Source organism: Aeromonas rivipollensis (genome assembly GCF_010974825.1).
Lineage (GTDB): Bacteria > Pseudomonadota > Gammaproteobacteria > Enterobacterales > Aeromonadaceae > Aeromonas > Aeromonas rivipollensis.
This window is the reverse complement of sequence record NZ_JAAILA010000013.1, coordinates 93,420-118,498: the sequence shown is the minus strand read 5'-3', so window position 1 is coordinate 118,498 and position 25,079 is coordinate 93,420. Positions and strand designations below refer to the sequence as shown.

Genomic DNA, 25,079 nt, shown 5'->3' with positions numbered 1-25,079 from the left:
ATTCCACGCGGGGCAGGGTCGTCCCTGCGAGTCAAGAAGGCCTTGGGGTCGTCCCCAGGGGGCAGTGGTTGCCAGTCGGACATCATGATGCCTGAGCGATGGGGAGTCCGCCAAGCGCGGTAGCCCGGAACCCATGGTTATTGCGGCAAATGACACAGATTATTGCGCAATTCGACTTGCGCCCGTCGCCACAATCCGTAATGTGGACAGACGCATTAATTACACATCATGCTTGTGGCCAATTTGTGAACGGACCCTTGTCCGGCAAGGGATCACGGCGTATGAGACTTCATTTTTACAGCAGCTATCCAGGGTAGGACATTATGAAAAAAGTTGGTTTGGTCGGTTGGCGTGGCATGGTGGGTTCGGTACTGATGAGCCGGATGCAGGAAGAGAAGGATTTTGCCCGCATTCAACCCACCTTCTTCACCACCTCCCAGGCCGGTGAGGCCGCCCCCAATTTCGGCGTCGATGCCGGTACCTTGCAGGACGCCTTCGATATCGAGGCGCTGGCCGCCCAGGAGATCATCATCACGGCTCAGGGCGGCGACTACACCAAGGATGTCTATCCCCGTCTGCTGGCCTCCGGCTGGCAGGGTTACTGGATTGATGCCGCCTCCTCCCTGCGCATGGAGAAGGACGCCGTCATCATCCTGGATCCGGTCAACGGCGACGTGATCGACGAGGCGCTGGACAAGGGGATCAAGACCTTCGTCGGCGGCAACTGCACCGTCAGCCTGATGCTGCTGGCCCTGGGTGGCCTGTTCAAGGCCGATCTGGTGGAGTGGGTGAGTGTGGCTACCTATCAGGCCGCATCGGGCGGTGGCGCGCGCCACATGCGCGAGCTGGTCACCCAGATGGGGCTGCTGCGTGACGAAGTGGCGGTAGAGCTGGCGGATCCCGCCTCCGCCATCCTGGACATCGAGCGCAAGATCACCGAGAAGACCCGCTCCGGCACCCTGCCGGTGGACAACTTCGGCGTGCCGCTGGCCGGTGGCCTCATCCCCTGGATCGACACCAAGCTCGACAACGGCCAGAGCCGCGAAGAGTGGAAGGGCCAGGCCGAAACCAACAAGATCCTGGGTATCGAGAACACTGCCATTCCGGTGGATGGCCTCTGCGTGCGGATCGGTGCCCTGCGCTGCCACAGCCAGGCCTTCACCATCAAGCTGAAGAAAGACGTGCCGCTCCCCGAGATCGAGGCCCTGCTGGCTGCCCACAACGACTGGGTCAAGGTGATCCCGAACGATCGCGACGTTACGGCCCGCGAGCTGACCCCAGCCGCCGTCACCGGTACCCTCAGCATCCCGGTAGGCCGTCTGCGCAAGCTCAACATGGGCCCGGAATACCTGGCTGCCTTCACCGTGGGTGACCAACTGCTGTGGGGCGCCGCCGAGCCGCTGCGCCGCATGCTCAATATCCTGCTGGCACGCTGACAGGGATAGCTCGCAAGAGCACACAATAAGGAAGGCCTGGCCTTTCTTATTGTGTCGGTACAACGAGCGACATAAAAAAACGGCATCCTTGCGGGATGCCGTTTTTTAATTGATCCAGTTTGACTCTTACATGTTCTGTGCTTCGTTTGGCACGATGACAGAGGCGTGATTTCCTTTCGGCCCCTGCTGCAGTTCAAAGTTGACTGCCTGACCCGCTTTCAAGGTCTTGTAACCTTCCATTTGAATCGTGGAGTAGTGAGCGAAGATGTCTTCACCACCGCCTTCCGGACAGATAAACCCAAATCCTTTTGCGTTGTTGAACCACTTGACTGTTCCGGTTGCCATACATCTACATCCTTTTATTGATTACCCTGAAGTCGTTGAGTAACCTGCGCCAGCCTTATATAACTAGAGCATCACCCCGTAGCAGACGGGCGCCGATTAGCAAGTAACCAATCTAGTCCAACTTTTAAGCGAGTCAAGAAGTTGTTAACAACCGATGTGATCTGGTTAACAAGTCTATTGACAATCTTGAGCGAGACGGTAGTAATCTAGAGGTACCAAAGCGCAACTATGAGCAAGCAGAAAGAACTCTTTGCTAATGAAGAGATTGCAGAAGCAGAGAAAACGAAGCTGCAACCGCCACCCATGTACAAGGTCGTCTTGAACAACGATGACTACACGCCGATGGAATTCGTGGTGGAGGTGCTGCAAAGGTTCTTTGGTATGGATCTGGAGAAGGCGACTCAGGTCATGCTGAGCGTGCATTATAGTGGTAAGGGAGTCTGCGGCACATTTACCGCCGAGATTGCCGAGACCAAAGTGGTCCAGGTCAACACCTATTCACGTAACAACGAACATCCACTGCTATGTACCATGGAAAAGGCTTGAATCTGATGACTTGATGGCGATAACGACACCGCATTGTTGCTGTACTGAGGGGAGGTGCCTATGTTGAACAAAGATCTAGAAAAGACGCTGAACGAGGCTTTCAAACTGGCCCGTGATGAGCGCCACGAATTCATGACCGTCGAGCACCTGTTGTTAGCCCTGCTGGATAACAGCTCAGCCCATGAGGCGCTGAGTTCGTGTGGTGCGGATGTGGAGCAGATGCGCAAGGAAATTCGCGCATTCATCAATCAAACGACCCCGCTCATCCCCCGCGATGACGAAGACAGAGAAACCCAACCGACCCTTGGTTTCCAGCGCGTGTTGCAACGTGCCGTGTTCCATGTCCAGTCGTCGGGCAATACCGAGGTGAGCGGCGCCAATGTACTGGTCGCCATCTTCAGCGAGCAAGAGTCCCAGGCCGCCTACTTCCTGAAAAAAGCCGAAATAAGCCGCCTGGATGTGGTGAACTTCCTCTCCCACGGGGTGCGCAAAGACAGCAAGCCCGAGAGTGGCGGCAACAATGCCGAGTCCGATGATGAGGTCTCGTCCGCCCAGATCGAGAGTTTTGCCACTAACCTCAACCAGCTGGTGCTGGAGGGGCGCATCGACCCGCTGATCGGTCGCGATCAGGAGCTGAGTCGCACCATCCAGGTGCTGTGCCGTCGGCGCAAGAACAATCCCTTGCTGGTGGGGGAGGCTGGCGTGGGCAAGACCGCCATCGCCGAGGGGCTCGCCTATCGCATCGTCAAGGGTGATGTACCCGAAGTTATCGCAAACAGCACTATATATTCTCTGGACATGGGCTCCCTGCTGGCAGGCACCAAGTACCGCGGCGACTTCGAGAAGCGTCTCAAGGTGCTGCTCAAGCAGATCGAACGCCAGGAAGGTGCCATCCTCTTCATCGACGAGATCCACACCATCATCGGGGCGGGTGCAGCCTCCGGCGGTCAGCTGGATGCGGCCAACCTCATCAAACCACTGCTCTCCAATGGCCTGCTGCGCTGTGTGGGATCAACCACTTATCAGGAATATTCCCAGATCTTCGAAAAAGATCGGGCTCTGGCGCGCCGTTTCCAGAAGATCGACATCGTCGAGCCGAGCATAGATGACACCACCCGTATCCTGATGGGGCTCAAGAGCCGCTATGAGGCGCACCATGGCGTGCGTTACACCGTCAAGGCCATCCGTGCCGCGGTCGAGCTCTCCGCCAAATATATCAATGACCGTCACCTGCCGGACAAGGCCATCGACGTGATCGACGAGGCAGGGGCGGGACAACGTCTGTTGCCGGTCAGCAAGCGTAAAAAAGTGATCAATGTGCCGGAGATCGAGGCCATAGTCGCGAAGATTGCCCGCATCCCGGAGAAATCGGTCTCCTCTTCCGACAAGGAGGTGCTGAAGAACCTGGAGCGTAACCTCAAGATGGTGGTGTTCGGCCAGGACAAGGCCATCACCGTATTGACCGATGCCATCCGGCTGTCACGCTCCGGCCTTGGCAACGAGCGTCGCCCTGTGGGCTGCTTCCTGTTTGCCGGCCCGACCGGGGTGGGTAAGACAGAAGTCACCCAGCAGCTCGGCAAGGCGCTCGGGGTCGAGGTGCTGCGTTTTGATATGTCCGAATACATGGAGCGCCATACCGTCTCCCGGTTGATTGGGGCACCTCCCGGCTATGTGGGCTTTGAGCAGGGCGGCTTGCTGACCGATTCTGTGCTCAAGCATCCCCATTCGGTGGTGCTGCTGGACGAGATCGAGAAGGCGCACCCGGATGTCTTCAACTTGCTGCTGCAAGTGATGGACAACGGCACCCTGACGGACAACAACGGGCGCAAGGCAGATTTTCGCAACGTGATCTTGGTGATGACCACCAACGCGGGCGTGCAGGAGACCCAGCGCAAGTCCATTGGCTTCCAGCAGCAGGACATGAGCCACGATGCCATGGCGGTGATCAACAAGACGTTCAGTCCGGAGTTCCGCAACCGGCTCGATCACACCATCTGGTTCAACCATCTGGACATGACGGTGATCCATCAGGTCGTCGACAAGTTCATCGTCGAACTGCAGGTACAGCTGGATGCCAAAGGGGTGTCACTGGAGGTATCTGAAGAGGCGCGCCACTGGTTGGCCGAGAAGGGGTATGATCGGGCAATGGGTGCAAGACCCATGGGACGGGTCATTCAGGAGCACCTCAAGAAGCCGTTGGCCAATGAGATCCTGTTCGGCTCACTGGTCGATGGCGGAGTGGTGAGAGTGGAGCTGGTGAATAACAGCCTCAGCTTTGACTTCCAGGTCAATGTTGAAGCTGTCTCTCACTAAATGTGATTGAGGCCAGAAACGACAAAAAACCCCAGCCGAGAGGCTGGGGTTTTTTGCTGAATTCCTGGCTTAGCGAGAGCGGAAAACAATACGTCCCTTGGAGAGATCGTACGGAGTCAGAGCCACCGTTACTTTGTCCCCAGTCAGGATACGGATGTAGTTTTTGCGCATCTTGCCGGAAATATGAGCGATAACCACGTGACCATTTTCCAGTTCCACACGGAACATGGTATTGGGCAAGGTTTCGAGAATGGTACCCTGCATCTCAATACTGTCTTCTTTAGCCATTGAATCCTCTTGATAAGCCACAACAAAAAACCGCTGGATCATGCCGGATTTAAGGCTATGTGTAAAGTTTACTCGGGCTTGGTGTCGATATTTTTCCATTCTCCCTGCACCAGCAGCTCGTGGGGCAGGTATTGGCGTTTGTAATTCATCTTGCGACAGGCCTCCACCAGATAGCCCAGATACAGCCAGCTGCGACCCGTGCGCCTGGCCAGTTCCAACTGGCTCAGAATGGCAAAAGTGCCCAGAGAGCGGTCGGCATAGTCAGGATCGAAGAAGGTATACATGGCGCTCATGGAGTGGGGAAGCAGGTCCGTGGTGGCCACCCCGATGAGGCGTCCCTCCTTGCGTATCTCCATGTAGAGCGGTGGCATCCAGTCGCAGTGCAGGAATCCCTTGTACTGGCTCCGACTCGGCGGGTACATGCTGCCATCGTGGTGGCGCTCGCGGATGTAGCGCTCATAGAGCTGGTAATACTCGGGTTTGTCGTCGTAACTCAGTACCAGCTCGAGATCCCGGTTCAGCTGACGAACGCGTTTCTGACTGCGGTTCGGCACGAAATGCTCGCTGTGGATGCGCAGGGACTGGCAGGCACTGCAGGCCGGGCAATGGGGGCGATAGATGTCGTTGCCACTGCGCCTGAATCCTGCCGTCAGCAATCGCTCATATCCGGCCGCATTAAGCAGCTCATGATCCATCAGTACCAGCAACTGCTCCTGCTCATGGCCGAGGTAGCTGCACGGGTGTCTGGGGGTCAGGCCTACCTTGAGGATCACTTCTTCTGTCATAGGCTGATTCTCCTCTGCTGCCAGCAACCGTCCTGCAGTGGTTGCCTGGTCAGGCTCGCCAATGTGGTCAGAAACCGGCTTCTTGGCCACTCCTGGACCCCCAGGGTGGCCAGGAAGTCGTTCTGCATCTGGCAATCGATGAGGGCACCCCCATGGCGTGAAAAATGACGACAGAGCGCCACCATGGCCAGTTTGGCGCCGTTATCGATGCGGCTGAACATGGATTCGCCGCAGAAGAGGCGGCCAAGGGAGAGGCCGTAGAGCCCTGCCTGCAACTGACCATCCTGCCAGATCTCGATGGAGTGGGCATGGCCCAGGCGGTGCAACTGCCGATAGGCGTCGATCATGGGGGCGCTAATCCAGGTGCCGCTGGCGCTGCGACGGGGGGCGGCGCAGGCCGCTATCACCTCATCGAAGGCACTGTCGACGGTAATGTCGAAGCTGGTGCGGCGCAGATACTTCTGCAGGCTGCGCCCTATGTGCAGCTCATCGGGCACTATCACCCCCCTGGGATCCGGCGACCACCAGAGCAGTGGCTGGTGTGGCTCATTCCACGGAAAGATCCCGCTGTGATAAGCTGCCAGCAATCGAGCAGGAGAGAGATCTCCCCCAATCGCCAGCAGGCCGTTGGGCTCTTCCAGCGCATGGCTGGGGGAGGGAAACCAGCACAGCTCATCATCCAGTTCGGTGAGATAGCGAGACATAAGACAGAGGTTCACAGATGAAGGCCGTTATCCTGATAGTATCCAGCTTGCTGGGCTTTGTCACGGCGCCCGCCTGGGCCGCACCCTATGAGCGCAATACGGCGCGCCCCGTCGATCAGGTGGTGTTTGGCCAGGTGGATACGGTGCGCAATATCACCCAGCGCCAGGTGCTGGAGTCCGAGCATACCGGCTGGAAAACCCTGGGTGGCGCTGTGCTGGGGGGGCTGCTCGGCAACCAGTTTGGCGGCGGTCATGGGCGGGAGATAGCCACCGCCGTGGGGGCATTGGCGGGGGCGGCCGCGGTGCAGCACTACCAGTCAGGTGGCAGCGTGGTGGAGAACAAGCTGGTGGAGCTGCTAATCCGCAACGAGCAAGACGGGCTTATCAACGTGATCCAGGATTACGATCCGGCCATGGTGTTTGCTAGCGGGGACAAGGTGCGCATCCTCTATTTCAGCGATGGGGTGCGGGTCGACAAGACCTATTGAGGAAACCCGTGGGCGGGCAGGGGGCGTGAGGAGGGGGGAATAACCCGGCGGCCGCAAAGGGCGCCGGGCGGTACTACACGGAGCGTCTCACTCGAGACGTGCTCAGGCGTCCTGGGAGACTATCTTGTCACGACCCGTGTTCTTTGCCTGATACAGCTGGCGATCTGCCTCGCAGAGTGCCTCGTCCATGGAGAGCCGCCCGACGTTGATGACGCCAAAACTGGCGCGCACGAACAGCGGCACTTCCCGTGACAGCGGCTGCTGACGCAGCTGTTGGCGCAGCCCTTCCAGCCGCTTGAGCAGCACGGGAACCGGGCAATGGGGCACCATCAGGGCAAACTCCTCCCCACCGAAGCGGGCTATCATGGCATCCGGGAAGAACTGGGAGAGCAACCGGGTCAGGTGGCAGAGCAGCTCATCGCCGATGGCATGGCCCCAGTGATCGTTGACCTGCTTGAAATGATCCACATCGAGCACGCACAGGGCGAGCTGCGCCTGCTGACGCTGATGCTCCTCGAACCACTTCTGCCCCTCGTTGAACCAGTAACGCCGGTTGTAGAGCCCGGTCAGGTAGTCGCGATTGGCGGATTCCTGGATGCTGTTGAACTGCTCAAGGGCCTCCAGATTGTGGCTGACCCGGCACTGCAGCTCCTCGGGCTCGAACGGCTGGTTGAGAAAATCGTTCGCCCCCTGCTTGAGGTAGCGGGCAGAGAGGCCGTGCTTGTCCGACACCGAGATGCCGATGATGGCGAGCTGCTGCTTGCTGTAGCGCTCCCGCAGCACCCGCACAAGGCTGATGCCGTCGATTTCCGGCATGTAGTAATCCACCAGCATCAGGCGAATGGCAGGGTGCTGCTCGAGCAGGGCCAGGGCATCCCGGGCGCAGGTTGCCTCGTGCACCAGCAGCAGTTGCTTGCGCAATTGGGCGGCGGTGCGATGACGGGATGTGAGCGAATCATCGACCACCAGCACTTCTATGGCCTGGTTGAGGTAGAGGCGGTGCACCAGGCTGACGGCGTATTGCAGGGAGTGCCGTGAATCCTTCATCACGTAATCCAGCACCCCGGCCTCCAGCCAGGCTTCCCGTTTCTCCTCGCTGATGTCGGCGGTGAGGATCACCACGGGCAACCCTCGCGCCAGCAACACGTTGACGGCTTCTCCGCTCGGGGCATCCGGCAGGGTGAGATCCACTAGGGCGACCACGTACTCTTCTCCCTGGCAGTCGCGGGCGCCCTCCAGGGTATCGAACGCATCTATCTCCAGCCCGGTTTGCTGCGCAATGGCCTGGGTCAACATGCGGCGCACCGTCAGGCTGTCTTCCACAATCATTATTTTCCGTTTCATCCGGCTCCTTAAAAGAAAAGGGCATGCCACTTGGCATGCCCTTTATATCCTTGTGCTTATTGTGCGTCCAGATATCGCTCGGCATCCAGGGCCGCCATGCAGCCGGTACCGGCTGAGGTGATCGCCTGACGGTAAACGTGGTCGGCCACGTCGCCGGCGGCAAACACGCCCGGGATGCTGGTCTGGGTCGCGAAGCCTTCCAGGCCGCCCCGCACCTTGAGGTAGCCGTTTTCCATCGCCAGCTGGCCTTCGAAGATCTGGGTGTTGGGCTGGTGACCGATGGCGATGAAGACCCCCATCAGCGGCAGCTCGGAGGTGGCGTCGTCCCGGGTGCTGCGCAGGCGCACGCCGGTCACGCCCATGTTGTCACCCAGCACCTCGTCCAGGGTCTGGTGAGTGTGCAGCACTATGTTGCCGCTCTCGACCTTGTCATTGAGGCGCTTGATCAGGATCTTCTCAGCGCGGAACTCGTCGCGGCGGTGGATCAGGTGCACCTTCTTGGCGATGTTGGCCAGATAGAGCGCCTCTTCCACGGCAGTGTTGCCGCCGCCGACCACGGCCACTTCCTGGTTGCGGTAGAAGAAACCGTCACAGGTGGCACAGGCGGAGACGCCGCGGCCCTTGAAGGACTCCTCGGAAGGCAGCCCCAGGTACTTGGCGGAGGCGCCGGTGGCGATGATGAGCGCGTCGCAAGTGTATTCACCGTTGTCACCCTTGAGACGGAAGGGGCGCTGGGTCAGCTCCACTTCATTGATGTGATCAAAGAGGATGCGGGTATCGAATTTTTCCGCATGCTCTTTCATGCGCTCCATCAGGGCCGGGCCGGTCAGCCCTTCCGCATCACCTGGCCAGTTTTCCACCTCAGTGGTGGTGGTCAGCTGACCACCTTGCTGCATGCCGGTGATGAGCAGGGGATTGAGGTTGGCGCGGGCGGCGTAGACGGCGGCGGTGTAACCCGCCGGGCCTGACCCCAGGATCAGCAGTTTGCTATGAATGACTTGGCTCATGATGTGATTTCCGAGACGTGATGAGTTTGCGCGATTGTAGGTAATTCGTGATCCGGGGTCAAAGGCCAGGGCATCGATTGTGGCAATCGCCAAAGAGGGGGGAGGGTGGCCGGATTGCGCCATAAAAAAACCGCCCATCGCGGGCGGATTTTCACTCATCGACGCACCCTTGCGGGGGCGGGATCAGTTCAACAGGGTCAGGGGATCCGTGTAGGCCAGGTTGTGCGCCACGGCGACCTCCTTGCAGGTGATCTTGCCCGCCATCACGTTCAGGCCGTGCAACAGGTGGGGATCGCTGAGCAGTGCACCGCGATAGCCCTGTTCCGCCAGCTTGATGATGAAGGGCAGGGTGGCGTTGTTGAGGGCCACTGTGGAGGTGCGGGCCACGGCGCCTGGCATGTTGGCCACGCAGTAGTGCACCACCTCGTCGACGATGAAGGTGGGATCCTCATGGGTGGTGGCGTGCGAGGTCTCGACGCAGCCGCCCTGATCGATGGCCACGTCCACGATGGCGGAGCCCGGCTTCATGCGTGCAATGTGGTCACGGCTGACAAGTTTTGGCGCAGTGGCGCCCGGCACCAGCACGCCGCCGATGACCAGATCCGCCGCCAGCAGGTGGCGCTCCAGGGTCTCGCGATTGGAGTAGACCACCTTGGCCGCCCCCTGGAACTCGCTGTCGAGACGGCGCAGGGTGTCGATGTTGTTGTCGAGTATGGTGACATCGGCACGCAGGCCGATGGCCATGCGGGCTGCGTTGGAACCCACCACGCCACCGCCGATGATCACCACCTTGGCCGGTTCGACTCCGGGCACGCCGCCGAGCAGCATGCCGCTACCCCCGCGGGACTTCTCCAGCGCCTGGGCACCGGCCTGAATAGACATGCGCCCGGCCACTTCCGACATGGGTGCCAACAGGGGCAGGCCGCCACGGCCATCGGTGACTGTCTCGTAGGCGATGCAGACGGCGCCGCTGTCGACCAGTTCCCGGGTCTGGGCCAGGTCTGGCGCCAGGTGCAGGTAGGTAAAGAGGGTCTGGCCCGGACGCAGCATGGCGCGCTCGACCGCCTGGGGTTCCTTGACCTTGACGATCATCTCCGCCTTGGCGAAAACGTCTGCTGCGGAGGCCAGGATCTCGGCTCCGGCAGCCAGATAATCTGCGTCACTGAAGCCAATGCCATTTCCTGCGCCGCTTTGGACGAAAACGGTATGGTTTCGTGCTGTCAGTTCACGTACACTGGCCGGAACCATGCCTACGCGATATTCATGGTTTTTTATTTCCTTAGGTACACCGATAATCATGCTATCCCTCGTCTATCGATTGGTGGTTTATGTTGCCCAGATGTTAAGCAACATTTGCGCCTAGTATATTCAGGTATTGACAGGATTTGTGACCATTATTATAAAATGACTGGTGATTCTTACCAAAAAATAGCCAAAGGATGGAATTAAATGATGGAAGCTAAGAGTCGGCTAAAGGATTTGGACAGGATTGACCGCAACATTCTGAATGAACTGCAAAAGGATGGCAGGATTTCGAACGTTGAGTTGTCCAAACGAGTTGGCCTGAGTCCCACACCGTGTCTGGAACGGGTTCGTCGCCTCGAGCGTCAAGGCTATATCGAAGGATATGCCGCTATTCTGAACCCTCATTATCTGGATGCGTCTCTGCTGGTGTTCGTGGAAATTACCCTCAATCGTGGCGCCCCCGACGTGTTCGAACAGTTCAACAAGGCTGTTCAGGTGCTCGAAGAGATCCAGGAGTGCCATCTGGTGTCCGGTGATTTCGACTATCTGCTCAAGACCCGCGTCAGCGACATGTCGGCCTATCGCCGCCTGCTGGGGGAAACCCTGCTGCGTCTGCCCGGCGTCAATGACACCCGTACCTATGTGGTCATGGAAGAGGTCAAGCAGAGCAGCCGTCTGGTGATCAGCACCCGATAAGCGGGATTGTGCTGTGACTTGCAAGCACCACGACGAGTCACGATAGTCAGAAACGAGCGGCCGGTCCGCTCGTTTCTTCTTATTACTGTATTCATGGCCCCGCCCTCAGGCACTGGCTGACAATCGGTGGGCTTTTCAGGGATACTAGGCCCCCTATCCCCGCATTACATGTTTTCAGAAAGGAGCCGGAGTTTGGCCGATAAAAAGCTGTTTACTCCTTTGTCAGGTACGCAACGGATCTTCGAGGCCGTCTTGATCGCCATCACGCTGATGGCTGCCTATCTCTTGCTTGCCCTGTTGACCTACCATCCCGCCGATCCCGGTTGGTCCCAGACCTCCTGGCAGGGAGAGGTGAAGAACCTGGCGGGCAGCGCCGGTGCCTGGCTCGCCGACATCACCATGTTCACCTTCGGGGCCTTCTCCTATCTGGTGCCTCCTCTGGTGGTGCTGCTCGGCTGGAGCCTGTTCTGGCGCCCGAGCCGGCTGCTGGAGGTGGACTATCTCACCCTGTCGGTGCGTATCATCGGCTTCGTGCTGACGGTGCTCGGCATGTCGGCCATTGCCAGCATGAACTTCAATGACTTGCAGAATTTCTCCGCAGGCGGCCTGGTGGGTGACGTGATCGCGTCTGCCGTGGTGCCCCTGTTTGGCGGGGTCGGGGCCAACCTGATGCTGCTCTGCTTCGTGGCCACCGGCATCACCCTGTTCACCGGCTGGTCCTGGCTCACCATAGTCGAGCGGATCGGTGCCACCTGCACCGGCAGCGTCAGCGCCATCTACCATTTCCCGACAACCCTGGGTCGCTGGCTGACCGGCGGCTGGCGCCAGCCCCGTTTTGAGGGACCGGATCCCCTGCTGGAAGGGGGCGTGGGAGCCCTGGATCTCGACGAGGAAGAGGACGAGCCTCATAGCAGCTGGACGCGCAACCCCAAGACCAAGGGGAGCCAGAAGTCAAAATCTGACGAATGGCTGCCGGAGCTCGATGACGATACCTTCCAGTTCGATCCGCAATTCGATGATGAAGAGGACGAGCCGGCGCCCGTGGCAAGACCCAAGCGCGCCGCCGTTGCCCATGCCCGCCGTCAGCCGGCCCTGGCCGATGACGGGGACGACGAGCTCGATCTGCCCTGGGCGGAAGGGGAGGAGGCCGCTGCCGCGCCTGCGGTCGCCGCACCGGTCAAGCCCAAGCGTCGCCCCCAGCCCGCCATGGCGCCGCTGCCGAGCATAGATCTGCTGGACAGACCGCCCGCCAAGACCCAGATGATGAGCAAGGACGAGCTGGACCGCATGGGCCGGCTGGTGGAGGCGAAACTCGCCGACTACAACGTGCAGGCCAAGGTGGTCGGTGTCTATCCGGGCCCTGTGATCACCCGCTTCGAGCTGGATCTGGCGCCGGGCATGAAGGCGAGCAAGATCACCAACCTCTCCCGGGATCTCGCCCGTTCGCTGTCCGCCAGCAGTGTGCGGGTGGTGGAGGTTATTCCGGGCAAGACCTTCGTCGGCATCGAGCTGCCCAACCGGGTGCGCCAGACCGTCTACCTGCGGGAGACCCTGGACTGCGAGGCCTTCTCGGGCAGCCACAATCCACTGACCATGGGGCTGGGGCAGGACATCGCGGGGGAACCCGTGGTGGTGAACCTCGCCAAGATGCCTCACCTGCTGGTGGCCGGTACCACCGGCTCGGGCAAGTCGGTGGGGGTCAACACCATGATCATCTCCATGCTCTACAAGTCATCCCCCGATGATCTGCGCTTCATCATGATCGACCCCAAGATGCTGGAGCTCTCGGTCTACGAAGGTATCCCCCATCTGCTGACCGAGGTGGTCACCGACATGAAGGACGCCGCCAACGCCCTGCGCTGGTGCGTAGGAGAGATGGAGCGTCGCTACAAGCTGATGTCCGCGGTCGGGGTGCGCAACCTCAAGGGTTACAACGACAAGGTGCTGGCCGCGGCCGCCGAGGGCGAGCCCCTGCGGGATCCCCTGTGGCGTCCGGGTGACTCCATGGATCAGATGCCGCCTGAGCTCGAGAAGCTGCCCCACATAGTCGTAGTGGTGGACGAGTTCGCCGACATGATGATGATCGTCGGCAAGAAGGTGGAAGAGCTCATCGCCCGTATCGCCCAGAAGGCGCGGGCGGCCGGTATTCACCTTATCCTCGCGACCCAGCGTCCGTCGGTGGATGTCATTACCGGCCTCATCAAGGCCAACATCCCGACCCGGATCTCCTTCCAGGTGTCGAGCAAGATCGATTCCCGTACCATCCTGGATCAGGGCGGCGCCGAATCCCTGCTTGGCATGGGGGACATGCTCTACATGCCGGCCGGTACCTCCAACCCGACCCGGGTCCACGGCGCCTTCGTCGATGACCACGAGGTACACAAGGTGGTGGCGGACTGGAAACTGCGCGGCGAGCCGAACTACATCGAGGAGATCCTCTCCGGTGAGTCGGACGGCGAGGGCGGTGGCGGCGAGTACGGCGGCGGTGGTGACGAGGAGCTGGATCCCCTGTTCGACGAGGCGGTCGCCTTCGTGGTGGAATCCCGCCGTGGCTCGACCTCCAGCGTGCAGCGCAAGTTCAAGATTGGTTACAACCGGGCGGCCCGTCTCATCGAGCAGATGGAAAACCAGGGCATCGTCAGCTCTCCCGGGGGCAACGGCCAGCGCGACGTGCTGGCACCGCCCCCGGTGCGTGATTAAGCCTTCATATCATCCTGGCCATGTCTGCGGACATGGCCTTTTATCTGACCCTCTTCAACGGGAATCGCGATGAAAAAAGCATTATTGATGGGTTCTGTACTGTTGCTCGCCAGCAGCCAGGTGTGGGCCGATGCGGCCAGCGATCTCAAGCAGAAGCTGACGGGCGTCAGCCTGTTCTCGGCCAAGTTTGCCCAGACCGTCTATGACAGCAAGGGCAAGGAGCTGCAGAAGGCGAGCGGCTCCCTGCTGGTACAGCGCCCGAACCGCTTCAACTGGCACACCACTGCCCCGGACGAGAGCCTGATAGTGGCGGACGGCAAGGATGTGTGGGTCTATGACCCCTTCGTCGAGCAGGTTACCGCCCTCAAGATGAAGGATGCTGTACTCAACACCCCCTTCGTGCTGATCGCCGGCAACGATATCGGGCTCTGGAAGAACTACGACGTGACCCAGCAGGGGGACGTCTACACAGTCACCAGCCGCAACAAGGATGAGCTTATTGCCTCCTTTCGCATCACCTTCGACCGTCAGAACAACATCAGCCGGTTCGATGTGAAAGAGGCCCAGGGGCAGTGGAGCGAATTCACCTTGAGCAGCTTCAACCGCAAGCCGGTGCTAAAGGGCAACGAGTTCGTGTTCAAGATACCCAAGGGGGTCGCACTGGACGATCAGCGCTGATGAGCCCTCTCTCTTTGGATCTCCGGTCGGGCCGTCATCCGCTGACGCCCCCTCGGGGGCTCTCAACCAAGATGAGCAAGCGCTCTTTGGAATCATCGTCGGAGCGCCTCTCACCGGCGGCCGGCGTGGCACTGGACGGTTAACGCAGATGAGCAACTTGTCCCTGGATTTCTCGTCGGACTTTCGTCCGCTGGCGGCCAGGATGCGGCCGCAGAACCTGGATCAATACATAGGCCAGCAGCACATCCTGGGGGCCGACAAGCCCCTGCGCAAGGCGATCCTGGCGGGGCACTGTCACTCCATGATCCTGTGGGGGCCGCCCGGTACCGGCAAGACCACCCTCGCCGAGCTGATGGCCCACTACTGCCAGGCCGAGGTGGAGCGGCTCTCCGCGGTCACCTCCGGCATCAAGGAGATCCGCGCCGCCATCGACAAGGCGAAGGAGAACAGCTGGCGCGGGGTGCGCACCATCCTCTTCGTCGATGAGGTGCACCGCTTCAACAAGAGCCAGCAGGATGTGTTCCTGCCTCACATCGAAGACGGCACCATCACCTTCATCGGCGCTACCACCGAAAACCCCTCGTTCGAACTCAACAACGCACTGCTCTCCCGGGCCCGGGTCTACCTGCTGAAAAGGCTGGAGGAGGAGGACATCCTCGCCATGCTCGATCAGGCGATGACAGACCCCCGTGGCCTCAATGACCCTAGCCTCACTTTTGCCCCCGGGGTGAAGGTGGCGCTGGCCAAAGCCGTGGATGGGGACGGGCGCAAGTCCCTCAACTACCTGGAGCTGTTGGCCGACATGGCCGAGACCAATGGGGCAGGGGAGAAGGTGATCGACAGCGCCCTGCTCGCCGCCGTGGTGGGGGAGCACGTGGCCCGCTTCGACAAGGGGGGCGATCACTTCTACGACCTCATCTCGGCGGTGCACAAGTCCATTCGCGGCTCGGCGCCGGATGCGGCCCTCTACTGGTATGCCCGCATGGTGAGTGCCGGTTGCGATCCCCTCTATATTGCCCGCCGCTTGCTGGCGATTGCCTCGGAAGATGTGGGCAACGCCGATCCCCGCGCCATGCAGGTGGCGCTGTCTGCCTGGGACTGCTTCCATCGCATAGGCCCGGCGGAAGGGGAACGGGCCATCGCCCAGGCCATCGTCTACCTCGCCTGCGCCCCCAAGAGCAATGCGGTCTATACCGCCTGGAAGGCGGCGCTCAATGACGCCAAAAACCTGCCGGACTTCGAGGTGCCGCCGCACCTGCGCAACGCGCCGACCAAGCTGATGAGCGAGCTCGGCTATGGCGCCGAGTACCGCTATGCCCACGACGAACCCGGCGCCTATGCCGCCGGCGAGGAGTACTTCCCGCCGGAATTGGCTGGCAAGCACTACTACCAGCCCACCGAACGGGGTCTCGAGAAGCAGATCGCCCAGAAGCTCGACTATCTGCGCGAGCTGGACCGCCAAAGCCCGCGCCAAAGAGAGAAGTAAGGGTGCCTTGCCCGGGCAGCATGGCGATCCCTCGGATCGGCGAAGATAAGCCTGCCGATGCCGTCAAACTTGGCAAAAACGACAGCAATACGCCCTGTTCGGGCGGGGGGGCGGTCTGCTACACTGCCCCTCTGACCCCGCTTGTCTTGGCCTTGCACCATCTTCTTGATTTAGAAGGCCCGATTCCGAAGACATAGGGGTGCGCCAACCGATGTTAACTTCCGGATCTGTTTTCTCGCCAGGGCGGATGACCCAGGCCCAGATCCCATTAAAAAAAGTAGGTAAACCATGCTGGATCCCAAATATCTGCGCAGCGATATCGAAGAGGCCGCCGCTCGTCTGGCTGCACGTGGCTACACGCTGGACGTAGCGGCTGTCAACGCTCTGGAAGAGAAACGCAAGGATCTGCAGTCCCGTACCCAGGAGCTGCAGGCCGAGCGCAACGCCCGCTCCAAGTCCATCGGTGAGGCTGCCCGTCGCGGCGAAGATGTGGCTCCCCTCAAGGCCGAGGTGACCAAGATCAACGACGAGCTGGAGACCAGCAAGGTCGAGCTCGAGGCACTGCTGGCCGACATCAAGGCCATCTCCGACGCCATCCCCAACCTGCCGAGCGACACAACCCCGGTGGGCCGCGACGAGAACGACAACGTGATCGTTCGCCACTGGGGTACCCCGCGCGAATTCAGCTTCCCGGTGCGCGATCACATCGATCTCGGTGAAGCGGCCAAGGGCGTGGACTTCAAGAACGGCGTCAAGCTCTCCGGTGCCCGCTTCGTGGTGATGAAGGGTCAGATTGCCCGCCTGCACCGCGCCCTGGCGCAGTTCATGCTGGACCTGCACACCCTGCAGCACGGCTACACCGAATGCTACGTGCCCTACCTGGTGAACCCGGACAGCCTGTACGGCACCGGCCAGCTGCCCAAGTTCTCCCAGGACCTGTTCAACACAGGTATCGAGGGCGAAGGGGAAGACGAGGGCAAGGTGCGCAAGTTCTCCCTGATCCCGACCTCCGAAGTGCCGCTCACCAACATGGCCCGCGACGAGATCTTCGACGAGCAGGAACTGCCCATCAAGATGACGGCTCACAGCCCCTGCTTCCGCTCCGAAGCCGGCTCTTATGGCCGTGATACCCGGGGTCTGATCCGCATGCACCAGTTCGACAAGGTCGAGATGGTCCAGCTGGTGCACCCGGAAAAGTCCTGGGATGCGCTGGAAGAGATGGTGGGTCACGCCGAGAAGGTGCTGCAGTTGCTGGAGCTGCCGTATCGCGTGATGGCGCTCTGTACCGGTGACATGGGCTTCTGCGCCGCCAAGACCTACGATCTGGAAGTCTGGCTGCCGGCTCAGAACACCTACCGCGAGATCTCCTCCGTCTCCAACTGCACCGACTTCCAGGCGCGCCGCATGCAGGCCCGCGTGCGTGTCGACGGCAAGCCGCAGCTGCTGCACACCCTGAACGGCTCCGGCCTGGCGGTGGGCCGCACCCTGGTGGCGGTGATCGAGAACTACCAGCAGGAAGATGGCCGCATCGCCATCCCGGCGGCGCTGCAGTCCTACATGGGCGGCCTGACCCACATAGGGTAAGCGCCTCTTGCTGAACACAACGCCATGGCCATGCCATGGCGTTGTGCATTTGGGCGCCAGTCGCCCCCCGGCAGGGGAAAGGAGCAGTCTCCTTCGGCGCTCCATTGAACCTTTAACACATTTTTATCAAGCATTGCGCAATCGTTTTTGTTAGACTGCGCCGCAATTTCGCAGGACATCTTTTTCTATGGTCTGGATTGATTACGCCATCATCGGCATCGTCGGTTTCTCTGCCCTCATCAGCCTGGTGCGCGGCTTCCTGAAGGAAGCCATGTCCCTCGTCACCTGGTTCGTCGCCTTTTTCATTGCCAGCCATTTCTATCCCGATCTCGCCATCTACTTCACCTCCTTCTCTGACGCCATGGTGCGCAACGGCCTGGCCATCGCCGCCCTCTTCGTGGCGACCCTGATCCTGGGGAGCGTGGTCAACTACGTGGTGGGCCTGCTGGTGGAAAAGACGGGGCTCTCCGGCACGGATCGGGTGCTGGGTGTCTGTTTTGGCGCCATTCGCGGGGTACTGATCGTCAGTGCCCTGCTGTTTTTTATGGATACCTTCACCAGCCTCTCCCAGAGCGACTGGTGGGTGGCGTCCAAACTGGTTCCCGAGTTCAAGCCGGTGATCCAGTGGTTTTTCGGGTTCATGCTGAACTCGTCCAGTTTTCTTCAACAGGTACAGTGACTTCGAGGTAGCAAAGACATGTGCGGTATTGTCGGTATAGTTGGCACCACCCCCGTCAATCAGGCCCTCTACGACGCCTTGACGGTGTTGCAGCACAGGGGACAGGATGCCGCCGGGATCGTGACCATTGACAGTGGAAACTTCCGGCAACGCAAGGCCAACGGCCTGGTGAAGGATGTGTTTGAAGTGCGCCACATGCAGCGACTGAAGGGGCATATCGGCATAGGACATGTCAGATATCCCACCGCAGGCAGCTCCAGTGCCGCTGAAGCCCAACCTTTTTACGTGAACTCTCCCTACGGCATGGTGCTGGCCCATAACGGCAACCTCACCAACGCCAAGGATCTCAAGGAGCAGCAGTTCAAGGTGGCCCGCCGCCACATCAACACCACCTCGGATTCCGAAGTGCTGCTGAACGTGCTGGCCCACGAGCTGGATCTGTGCGACAAGATGGCGCTGCGGCCGGAGGACATCTTCTCTGCGGTGCGCAAGGTGCACCAGCAGATCCGCGGCGCCTATGCCGTGGTGTCGCTGGTGATCGGCCATGGCCTCATCGGTTTTCGCGATCCCAACGGCATTCGTCCGCTGATCCTGGGTCGTCGCGTCGACGATCAGGGCCAGGTGGAGTACATGCTCGCCTCCGAGAGCGTGGCGCTGGACGCCATCGGTTTCGAGACGGTGCGTGACGTCGCCCCGGGCGAGGCCATCTACATCACAGAGCAGGGCCAGCTTTTCTCCGAGCAGTGTGCGGAGAACCCCCAGATGAGCTCCTGCATCTTCGAGTACGTCTACTTCGCCCGTCCCGACTCCTGCATCGACAAGGTCTCCGTCTACGCCGCCCGCCTCAACATGGGTCGCAAGCTGGGCAAGAAGATTGCGCGGGAGTGGGAAGATCTCGACGTGGACGTGGTCATCCCCATCCCCGAGACCTCCTGCGACGTGGCGCTGGAAATCGCCCATACCCTGGGCCTGCCTTACCGCCAGGGCTTCGTGAAGAACCGCTACATAGGCCGTACCTTCATCATGCCGGGCCAGACCCAGCGCAAGAAGTCGGTGCGTCGCAAGCTCAACGCCATCAGCTCCGAATTCAAGGGCAAGAAGGTGTTGCTGGTGGATGACTCCATCGTCCGTGGCACCACCTCGGAGCAGATCATCCAGATGGCCCGTGAAGCGGGGGCGGCCAAGGTCTATTTCGCCTCGGCGGCACCGGAGATCCGCTTCCCCAACGTCTACGGCATCGACATGCCCACCGCCAACGAGCTGATCGCCCATGGCCGTGAAGTGGAAGAGGTGTGCAAGCTGATCGGCGCCGATGGCCTGATTTTCCAGGCTCTGGAAGATCTGGAAGAGGCTGTGCGGGAGATCAACCCCGAGCTGCGCCACTTCGAGACCTCGGTGTTCAATGGCCACTACGTGACCTCGGACGTGGATCAGGGGTATCTGGACCACCTGAACGCCCTGCGCAGCGACGACAACAAGGCGGTGCGCGAGTGGCAGGAAGGGACCAGCAATCTGGAGATCTTCAACGAAGGCAGTTAAACGTTTTCCGATTGCCGTCGACATGAAACAGAGATGGGGGCCAGGCCCCCATCTCTGTTTTCGTCTCTGTCTCAAGCCACCCCTCTCTCACCGGGGGCGGCCCTCGTCACGCCAGATCTTCCCCGTTGCTGGCGATCACCTGTCGGTACCACCAGAACGACTTCTTGCGCCTGCGCGCCAAGGTGCCCCGGCCGGCATCGTCCCTGTCCACGTGGACGAAGCCGTAGCGCTTGCTCATCTCGCCGGTGGAGGCAGAGACCAGATCGATGCAGCCCCAGCTGGTGTAGCCCAAGAGCGGCACCCCGTCGGCGATGGCATCCCCCATGGCGCTGATGTGCGCGCGCAGGTAGTCGATGCGATAGTCGTCCTCTATCTCGCCAGCGGCGTTGATCTCGTCGATGGCCCCCAGGCCGTTCTCCACCAGGAACAGCGGCTTCTGGTAGCGATCGTACAGGCTGTTCATGGTGATGCGAAGGCCGAGCGGGTCTATGCCCCAACCCCATTGGCTCTGCTGGATGTGGGGGTTTCGCAGGGACTTGACCACGTTGGCGGCGCTGGTGTTGCCCGCGTTCATGTCGGCCGAGGCGCAGCGGGAGGCGTAGTAGCTGAAGGAGACGAAGTCGACGCTGTGTTTGAGGATGTCATCATCCTCCGGCGCCTTGACGAGCTGGATCCCCTTCTCGCGAAACAGGCTGGCGGCATAAGCCGGGTAGGCCCCCCGGGCCTGCACATCGATAAACAGCAGGTTCTCCCGCTCCTTTTGCAGCGCGGCCCAGACATCTTCCGGCTTGCAGGAGTAGGGGTAGAAACTGCCCCCCGCCAGCATGCAGCCCACCTGGTTGTGCGGATTGACCTCGTGGGCAATCTTGGTCGCCAGGGCGCTCGCCACCAGCTCGTGGTGGGCGGCCTGATATTTGACCTGCTCCCTGTTTTCCCCTTCCTCGAACACCAGCCCGGCGCCGGAGAAGGGGCTGTGCAGCAGGATATTGATCTCGTTGAAGGTGAGCCAGTACTTCACCAGGCCGTCGAACGCCTCGAAGCAGGTGCGGGCGTAGCGGGTGAAAAAGTCCACCATCTGGCGGTTGCGCCAGGAGCCGTACTCCACCACCAGGTGCATGGGCACGTCGAAGTGGCACAGGGTCACCAGGGGCTCGATGCCGTACTTGCGGCACTCCTCGAACAGCGCCCGGTAGAAGGCGATGCCCTCGGGATTGGGTTCGGCCTCGTCGCCCTTGGGATAGAGCCGGCTCCAGGCGATGGAGGTGCGAAATACGGTGAAGCCCATCTCTGCCATCAGGGCGATGTCTTCCTTGTAGCGGTGATAGAAATCTATGGCCTCGTGGCTTGGGTAGAACTCGTCATCTCGCAGGGTGAAACGCTGCTCCTGGCCAAGTTTGACCGCCATGCGGTTGGCGCCATGGGGGATCATGTCGACCGTGGTCAGCCCCTTGCCCCCCTCGAGATGGGCGCCTTCCGCCTGGTTGGCGGCCAGGGCGCCGCCCCAGAGGAAGCCTTGTGGAAATCTTGCTAACGACATCTGTTACCTCTTGTCATGTCTGATAGGGGAGTCACGCGCTGGCGGTGACCTGCGCCTGGCTGGCCGCGACGGGCTGGGGTGCGGCGCTCTCGCCGGGTACCTCCACAGGTATGTCTTCAAAGCCCATCAGCAGGGTCAGCACGAAGGAGAGCACCACCGAGAGTGCCATCACGGCGAACACCCAGGCGATGCTCATGGGGTTGGCCGGATCGAAGAACTGCACGCTGGTAAAGAGACCCGGTGCCGCCATGGAGTGGCTGGCGAGCCCGGCCATGCCCGCCACGGCGCCGCAGATGAAGCCACTGATAAGGCTGGCGATGAGGGGCCGCTTCAGTCGCAGGGCCACCCCGTAGAGGGCGGGCTCGGAGATCCCCGCCATGATGGCGGAGGCGGCCGCCGCCAACGCGGTCTGGCGCAGCTCGGGGTTCTTGGTACGCCAGGCCACCGCCAGGGAGGATCCGCCGAGGGAGAGGTTGGCGCCTATCTCGGAGGGCATCACCATGCCTTCCTTGCCGGTCTCGGCGATGGTCTGGATGATGGTCGGGGTGAAGACGCGGTGCATGCCGGTCATCACCAGCAGGGGCCAGAGCGCGCCCATGATGGCTACCGACAGCCAGCCCAGGTAGTCGTGAACCGTGTAGACCAGGCCGGAGATGGCGGTGCCAATCCAGATGCCGATGGGGCCGATGAGCAGGATGGCGAGCGGCGCCGCGATCAGCACTATCAGCATGGGCTTCAAGAAGTTCTTGGTCACTGCCGGGGTGATCCGGTCGACCCAGCGCTCTATGTAGGAGAGGCACCAGGTCATCACCAGGGCCGGGATCACTGTATAGGTGTATTTCACCGCGGTGACCGGGATCAGCGCGAAGGTCACCTGCTCCCCCTGGGCGGCCCTGGCCATCAGCTCGATGAAGCTGGGGTGCACCAGCACCCCGGCGATGGCGATGGCGAGCGACATATTGGTCTTGAACTTGACGGCGGCGGAGGCGGCCACCATCAGGGGCAGGAAGAAGAAGGCGCCGTCACCGGCCACAGTGAGTATGGTGAGGGTCGAGGATCCTTTCTCCAGCACCCCTGTCATCTCCAGCACCATGGCCAGCAGCTTGAGCATGGAGCCGCCGATGATGGCCGGAATGAGCGGCGACATGGTGCCGATCAGGGCGTCCAGAATGGCGGCGCCCATGCGGCGCAGGCTGAAACCTGGCTTGGCCGCCGGCACGTCTCCCTGTGCGCCTTCCGGCAACTGGGCAAGCACCTCGCGATAGGCGTGGGAGACCATGTTGCCGATGATCACCTGGCACTGGTTATCACTGCTGACCACCCCAAGTACCTCGGTAGTGGCCTTGAGTGTTGGACTGTCCACCAGGGTGGGGTCTTGCAGCACGAAGCGCAGGCGCGTCATGCAGTGGGTCACGGCGACTATGTTGCCGGTTCCGCCGAGGGCCGTGATGACCTTGCCGGCCAGGGCCGCGTAGTTCTTTGACATCTAGTTGTATCCTTTTTACCAAATGAGGCCTGTCGAACCCCGTCATTGACGACGGGAAGAACGGGAATGAAACTGCATTGTGGAACCGGTTCCACATAGCATGCTCAGTTTCATGCTCACAGACAAGACGGTCGCACCGCCATTGTGCAGAACCGTGAATGGGATCACTGAAAGGGGGGGCCTGTGCCCATTCTCGTTAGCACAAGCGGGTCCCGTGCAGTACACTGCGGCCCGTCGAGAAGAGGGGAAGATGATGACGACTATGCTGGAGGTGGCGAAGCGGGCAGGGGTGTCGAAGGCGACTGTCTCCCGGGTGCTGTCGGGCAATGGCTATACCAGTCAGGAGACCCGGGATCGGGTGTTTCAGGCCATAGAGGAGAGCGGCTATCGCCCCAACCTGCTGGCGAGGCAACTGGCCACCAAAAACACCCAGACTCTGGGCCTGGTGGTGACCAATACCCTCTATCACGGCGTCTATTTCAGCGAGCTGCTCTCCCACGCGGCGCGGTTGACCGAAGATCGGGGCCGGCAGCTGATCCTGGCCGACGGCAAGCACAGCGCCGAGGAGGAGCGACAGGCCATCCAGTACCTGCTCGACTCCCGCTGTGACGGCGTCATCATCTACCCGCGTTTTCTCAGCGTCGAGGAGATGGACGAGATCATCGAGCAGCACTCCCAGCCCATCATGGTGCTCAACCGCAAGTTACGGCGCCACCCGGTGCACTGCGTCTACTCCGATCAGCAGGCGGCCGCCGCGGCCGTGGTGGATAAATTGGTGGAGATGGGGCACAGCGACATCGCCTTCATCACAGGCTCGGCGGATTCCCCCACCGGCATCGAGCGTCTGGCTGGCTACAAGCAGGCTTTGGTCCGGCACGAGATCCCGCTGCGCGACGAATTGATCGCGCAAGGCAAGTGGACCCCCGCCTGCGGCGCGGCCGGGGTCTCGACCCTGCTGGCGCGCGGGGTGAGCTTCAGTGCCCTGATCGCCAGCAACGATGACATGGCGATCGGTGCCATCAAGCAGTTGCACGAGTGCGGCGTGTCGGTGCCGGAGCAGGTCTCTGTGGTGGGGTTCGACGACATCGCCCTGGCTCCCTACGTCATTCCTTCGCTGGCCAGCGTCAAGATGCCGGTGACCGAGATGATCCAGGAGACCATCAGCCGGCTGATCACCATGGTGGAGGAGGGTGAGCCCGAGACGCTGCCCTCTTTCAGCGGCAAGCTGATCCGGCGCGATTCCCTCAAGCGCCTGCTGGAGTGAGGCCGCCTCTGCGCTGGGCAGGCGGGGCGGGATCCGTTAGCATGGGCCCCCTTCGCGGGCTTCGCCCGCTGTATCAAGCCGCATCAAAATATGCCAATCAAGACTAACCAGAGAGCACAAGAGTTCAGATGGATGACCTGCTAGCCCCCGTTCGTCAGTTCCTGCATTGCGAGACCCCGGATGAGTGGGTGGAGATGGCGCGGGATCCCGCCCAGTTGCCGACCCTGCTCATCGATCACGCCAACTGCGAGAACAAGGCCGCCCTGACCGCCCACAGCCTGGTGCGCCGCTACTGCCTGCCCAAGGAGAAGCGCCACCTGCTGCCCAAGCTTGAGTTTTATCGTGAGCTGGATGCCATCCCCGAGAAGGCCGAGATCCTCGGCAAACGCACCATGGGGGAGTCAGACAGAAGCGTGTTCGCCGAGCTCGAGCGCAATCCCCTGCTGTTTCCCATGGTGCGGCTCATCCAGGAGGAGCTGCATCACTTCGAGCAGGTGCTGGAGATAATGCAGGCCCGCGGCATCCCCTACGGGCCCGTCACCGCCTCCCGCTATGCCCGCAGCCTGCTGGCCCACGTGCGTACCTACGAGCCGGCGGCCGTGGTGGACAAGATGATCATCGGCGCCTATATAGAGGCGCGCTCCTGCGAGCGCTTTGCGAAGATTGCCCCCCACCTGGACGAGGAGCTGGGCCGCTTCTATGTCTCCCTGCTGCGATCGGAGGCGCGCCACTACCAGGATTATCTGGCACTGGCCGAGCAGTACGCCGGGGAGGATATCAGCGAGCGGGTCGCCTATTTTGGCCGGATTGAAGCCGAGCTTATCTGCTCGCCGGATCCGCAATTCAGGTTCCATAGCGGCCTGCCTGTCAGATCTGACAGTTGTTGACCCCAGAGGGGCTGCCTACTATCTCGGTGTTCCTACTACGAG

General features: G+C 61.0%; 22 protein-coding genes. 13 read left to right on the top strand and 9 right to left on the bottom strand.

The features are described 5' to 3' along the window. Window positions 1-323: 323 nt before the first annotated feature. Complete coding sequence (asd, locus tag G4923_RS10190; protein ID WP_163136949.1) at window positions 324-1,436, top strand: aspartate-semialdehyde dehydrogenase; 1,113 nt, start codon at window positions 324-326, stop codon at window positions 1,434-1,436. Between the two features lie 126 nt (window positions 1,437-1,562). Here asd and cspD read toward each other — a convergent pair whose 3' ends face one another. Continuing rightward, a complete protein-coding gene (gene cspD, locus G4923_RS10185) occupies window positions 1,563-1,781 on the bottom strand; it encodes a cold shock-like protein CspD (protein WP_005300025.1) in 219 nt (72 codons plus the stop codon). A gap of 228 nt (window positions 1,782-2,009) precedes the next feature. Here cspD and clpS point away from each other — a divergent pair, with 228 nt between their 5' ends. Then, window positions 2,010-2,327, top strand: coding sequence for an ATP-dependent Clp protease adapter ClpS (gene clpS / locus G4923_RS10180; protein WP_005325410.1), 318 nt, complete (start codon window positions 2,010-2,012; stop codon window positions 2,325-2,327). Between the two features lie 60 nt (window positions 2,328-2,387). After that, window positions 2,388-4,640, top strand: coding sequence for an ATP-dependent Clp protease ATP-binding subunit ClpA (gene clpA / locus G4923_RS10175; RefSeq protein ID WP_106886978.1), 2,253 nt, complete (start codon window positions 2,388-2,390; stop codon window positions 4,638-4,640). Window positions 4,641-4,709: 69 nt separating this feature from the next. On the opposite strand, the gene infA is transcribed toward clpA, so the two are convergent. From infA to aat, 3 genes are read right to left on the bottom strand one after another with little or no spacing between them, the layout of a single operon-like run. Then, window positions 4,710-5,027: a translation initiation factor IF-1 gene (infA, locus tag G4923_RS10170; RefSeq protein ID WP_231557514.1), complete on the bottom strand. Its 318-nt coding sequence runs from the start codon at window positions 5,025-5,027 to the stop codon at window positions 4,710-4,712. Then, on the bottom strand, window positions 4,997-5,713 hold the full coding sequence (locus G4923_RS10165; RefSeq protein ID WP_111910982.1) for an arginyltransferase: 717 nt from the start codon (window positions 5,711-5,713) through the stop codon (window positions 4,997-4,999). Before G4923_RS10165 ends, infA begins: the two co-directional genes overlap by 31 nt. Beyond that, a complete protein-coding gene (gene aat / locus G4923_RS10160) occupies window positions 5,710-6,417 on the bottom strand; it encodes a leucyl/phenylalanyl-tRNA--protein transferase (protein ID WP_111910983.1) in 708 nt (235 codons plus the stop codon). Before aat ends, G4923_RS10165 begins: the two co-directional genes overlap by 4 nt. A gap of 17 nt (window positions 6,418-6,434) precedes the next feature. Here aat and G4923_RS10155 point away from each other — a divergent pair, with 17 nt between their 5' ends. After that, window positions 6,435-6,905: an outer membrane lipoprotein gene (locus G4923_RS10155; RefSeq protein WP_111910984.1), complete on the top strand. Its 471-nt coding sequence runs from the start codon at window positions 6,435-6,437 to the stop codon at window positions 6,903-6,905. Window positions 6,906-7,007: 102 nt separating this feature from the next. On the opposite strand, the gene G4923_RS10150 is transcribed toward G4923_RS10155, so the two are convergent. The 3 genes from G4923_RS10150 to ald all read right to left on the bottom strand — a co-directional run bounded on the left by G4923_RS10150 (window position 7,008) and on the right by ald (window position 10,555). Continuing rightward, window positions 7,008-8,249, bottom strand: a complete 1,242-nt coding sequence (locus G4923_RS10150) for a diguanylate cyclase (RefSeq protein ID WP_163136948.1) — start codon at window positions 8,247-8,249, stop codon at window positions 7,008-7,010. A 56-nt stretch (window positions 8,250-8,305) separates the two neighbouring features. Beyond that, entirely contained in the window at window positions 8,306-9,256 is a 951-nt protein-coding gene (trxB, locus tag G4923_RS10145; RefSeq protein WP_106886974.1) for a thioredoxin-disulfide reductase, read from the bottom strand. Between the two features lie 183 nt (window positions 9,257-9,439). Further along, a complete protein-coding gene (gene ald / locus G4923_RS10140; protein ID WP_106886973.1) occupies window positions 9,440-10,555 on the bottom strand; it encodes an alanine dehydrogenase in 1,116 nt (371 codons plus the stop codon). A 150-nt stretch (window positions 10,556-10,705) separates the two neighbouring features. Between ald and lrp the strand changes: the two genes are divergently transcribed. From lrp to purF, 7 genes are all read left to right on the top strand, one after another. Further along, window positions 10,706-11,197 (top strand): leucine-responsive transcriptional regulator Lrp, encoded by a 492-nt coding sequence (gene lrp, locus G4923_RS10135; RefSeq protein WP_005300047.1) that lies wholly within the window; start codon window positions 10,706-10,708, stop codon window positions 11,195-11,197. Window positions 11,198-11,389: 192 nt separating this feature from the next. Then, window positions 11,390-13,897: a DNA translocase FtsK gene (locus tag G4923_RS10130; RefSeq protein ID WP_163136947.1), complete on the top strand. Its 2,508-nt coding sequence runs from the start codon at window positions 11,390-11,392 to the stop codon at window positions 13,895-13,897. A gap of 69 nt (window positions 13,898-13,966) precedes the next feature. After that, window positions 13,967-14,575 carry an outer membrane lipoprotein periplasmic chaperone LolA gene (gene lolA / locus G4923_RS10125; protein ID WP_163136946.1) on the top strand — a complete coding sequence of 203 codons (609 nt, stop codon included), beginning with the start codon at window positions 13,967-13,969 and terminating at the stop codon, window positions 14,573-14,575. A gap of 148 nt (window positions 14,576-14,723) precedes the next feature. Continuing rightward, window positions 14,724-16,061, top strand: coding sequence for a replication-associated recombination protein A (locus tag G4923_RS10120; protein ID WP_163136945.1), 1,338 nt, complete (start codon window positions 14,724-14,726; stop codon window positions 16,059-16,061). A 288-nt stretch (window positions 16,062-16,349) separates the two neighbouring features. After that, window positions 16,350-17,645, top strand: a complete 1,296-nt coding sequence (gene serS, locus G4923_RS10115) for a serine--tRNA ligase (protein ID WP_163136944.1) — start codon at window positions 16,350-16,352, stop codon at window positions 17,643-17,645. Window positions 17,646-17,832: 187 nt separating this feature from the next. After that, entirely contained in the window at window positions 17,833-18,324 is a 492-nt protein-coding gene (locus G4923_RS10110) for a CvpA family protein (RefSeq protein WP_163136943.1), read from the top strand. Between the two features lie 18 nt (window positions 18,325-18,342). Further along, complete coding sequence (gene purF / locus G4923_RS10105) at window positions 18,343-19,863, top strand: amidophosphoribosyltransferase (RefSeq protein ID WP_163136941.1); 1,521 nt, start codon at window positions 18,343-18,345, stop codon at window positions 19,861-19,863. 106 nt (window positions 19,864-19,969) lie between these two features. Here the strand turns inward: purF and G4923_RS10100 are convergent, their stop codons facing one another. Together G4923_RS10100 and ascF are read right to left on the bottom strand one after the other, a co-directional pair. Beyond that, window positions 19,970-21,400 carry a 6-phospho-beta-glucosidase gene (locus tag G4923_RS10100; protein ID WP_163136939.1) on the bottom strand — a complete coding sequence of 477 codons (1,431 nt, stop codon included), beginning with the start codon at window positions 21,398-21,400 and terminating at the stop codon, window positions 19,970-19,972. Window positions 21,401-21,431: 31 nt separating this feature from the next. Next, complete coding sequence (gene ascF, locus G4923_RS10095; RefSeq protein WP_163136937.1) at window positions 21,432-22,886, bottom strand: PTS cellobiose/arbutin/salicin transporter subunit IIBC; 1,455 nt, start codon at window positions 22,884-22,886, stop codon at window positions 21,432-21,434. Between the two features lie 250 nt (window positions 22,887-23,136). Here ascF and G4923_RS10090 point away from each other — a divergent pair, with 250 nt between their 5' ends. Next, entirely contained in the window at window positions 23,137-24,150 is a 1,014-nt protein-coding gene (locus G4923_RS10090; protein ID WP_276208948.1) for a LacI family DNA-binding transcriptional regulator, read from the top strand. Between the two features lie 128 nt (window positions 24,151-24,278). Beyond that, window positions 24,279-25,037 carry a tRNA isopentenyl-2-thiomethyl-A-37 hydroxylase MiaE gene (miaE, locus tag G4923_RS10085; RefSeq protein WP_005325367.1) on the top strand — a complete coding sequence of 253 codons (759 nt, stop codon included), beginning with the start codon at window positions 24,279-24,281 and terminating at the stop codon, window positions 25,035-25,037. The last annotated feature ends 42 nt before the right edge of the window (window positions 25,038-25,079 follow it).

Bases quoted from the DNA above. Each gene is read 5' to 3' on its own strand.
- asd (WP_163136949.1), top strand. From the start codon at position 324: ATGAAAAAAGTTGGTTTGGTCGGTTGGCGTGGCATGGTGGGTTCGGTA.
- cspD (WP_005300025.1), bottom strand. From the start codon at position 1,781: ATGGCAACCGGAACAGTCAAGTGGTTCAACAACGCAAAAGGATTTGGG.
- clpS (WP_005325410.1), top strand. From the start codon at position 2,010: ATGAGCAAGCAGAAAGAACTCTTTGCTAATGAAGAGATTGCAGAAGCA.
- clpA (WP_106886978.1), top strand. From the start codon at position 2,388: ATGTTGAACAAAGATCTAGAAAAGACGCTGAACGAGGCTTTCAAACTG.
- infA (WP_231557514.1), bottom strand. From the start codon at position 5,027: ATGGAAAAATATCGACACCAAGCCCGAGTAAACTTTACACATAGCCTT.
- G4923_RS10165 (WP_111910982.1), bottom strand. From the start codon at position 5,713: ATGACAGAAGAAGTGATCCTCAAGGTAGGCCTGACCCCCAGACACCCG.
- aat (WP_111910983.1), bottom strand. From the start codon at position 6,417: ATGTCTCGCTATCTCACCGAACTGGATGATGAGCTGTGCTGGTTTCCC.
- G4923_RS10155 (WP_111910984.1), top strand. From the start codon at position 6,435: ATGAAGGCCGTTATCCTGATAGTATCCAGCTTGCTGGGCTTTGTCACG.
- G4923_RS10150 (WP_163136948.1), bottom strand. From the start codon at position 8,249: ATGAAACGGAAAATAATGATTGTGGAAGACAGCCTGACGGTGCGCCGC.
- trxB (WP_106886974.1), bottom strand. From the start codon at position 9,256: ATGAGCCAAGTCATTCATAGCAAACTGCTGATCCTGGGGTCAGGCCCG.
- ald (WP_106886973.1), bottom strand. From the start codon at position 10,555: ATGATTATCGGTGTACCTAAGGAAATAAAAAACCATGAATATCGCGTA.
- lrp (WP_005300047.1), top strand. From the start codon at position 10,706: ATGATGGAAGCTAAGAGTCGGCTAAAGGATTTGGACAGGATTGACCGC.
- lolA (WP_163136946.1), top strand. From the start codon at position 13,967: ATGAAAAAAGCATTATTGATGGGTTCTGTACTGTTGCTCGCCAGCAGC.
- G4923_RS10120 (WP_163136945.1), top strand. From the start codon at position 14,724: ATGAGCAACTTGTCCCTGGATTTCTCGTCGGACTTTCGTCCGCTGGCG.
- serS (WP_163136944.1), top strand. From the start codon at position 16,350: ATGCTGGATCCCAAATATCTGCGCAGCGATATCGAAGAGGCCGCCGCT.
- G4923_RS10110 (WP_163136943.1), top strand. From the start codon at position 17,833: ATGGTCTGGATTGATTACGCCATCATCGGCATCGTCGGTTTCTCTGCC.
- purF (WP_163136941.1), top strand. From the start codon at position 18,343: ATGTGCGGTATTGTCGGTATAGTTGGCACCACCCCCGTCAATCAGGCC.
- G4923_RS10100 (WP_163136939.1), bottom strand. From the start codon at position 21,400: ATGTCGTTAGCAAGATTTCCACAAGGCTTCCTCTGGGGCGGCGCCCTG.
- ascF (WP_163136937.1), bottom strand. From the start codon at position 22,886: ATGTCAAAGAACTACGCGGCCCTGGCCGGCAAGGTCATCACGGCCCTC.
- G4923_RS10090 (WP_276208948.1), top strand. From the start codon at position 23,137: ATGATGACGACTATGCTGGAGGTGGCGAAGCGGGCAGGGGTGTCGAAG.
- miaE (WP_005325367.1), top strand. From the start codon at position 24,279: ATGGATGACCTGCTAGCCCCCGTTCGTCAGTTCCTGCATTGCGAGACC.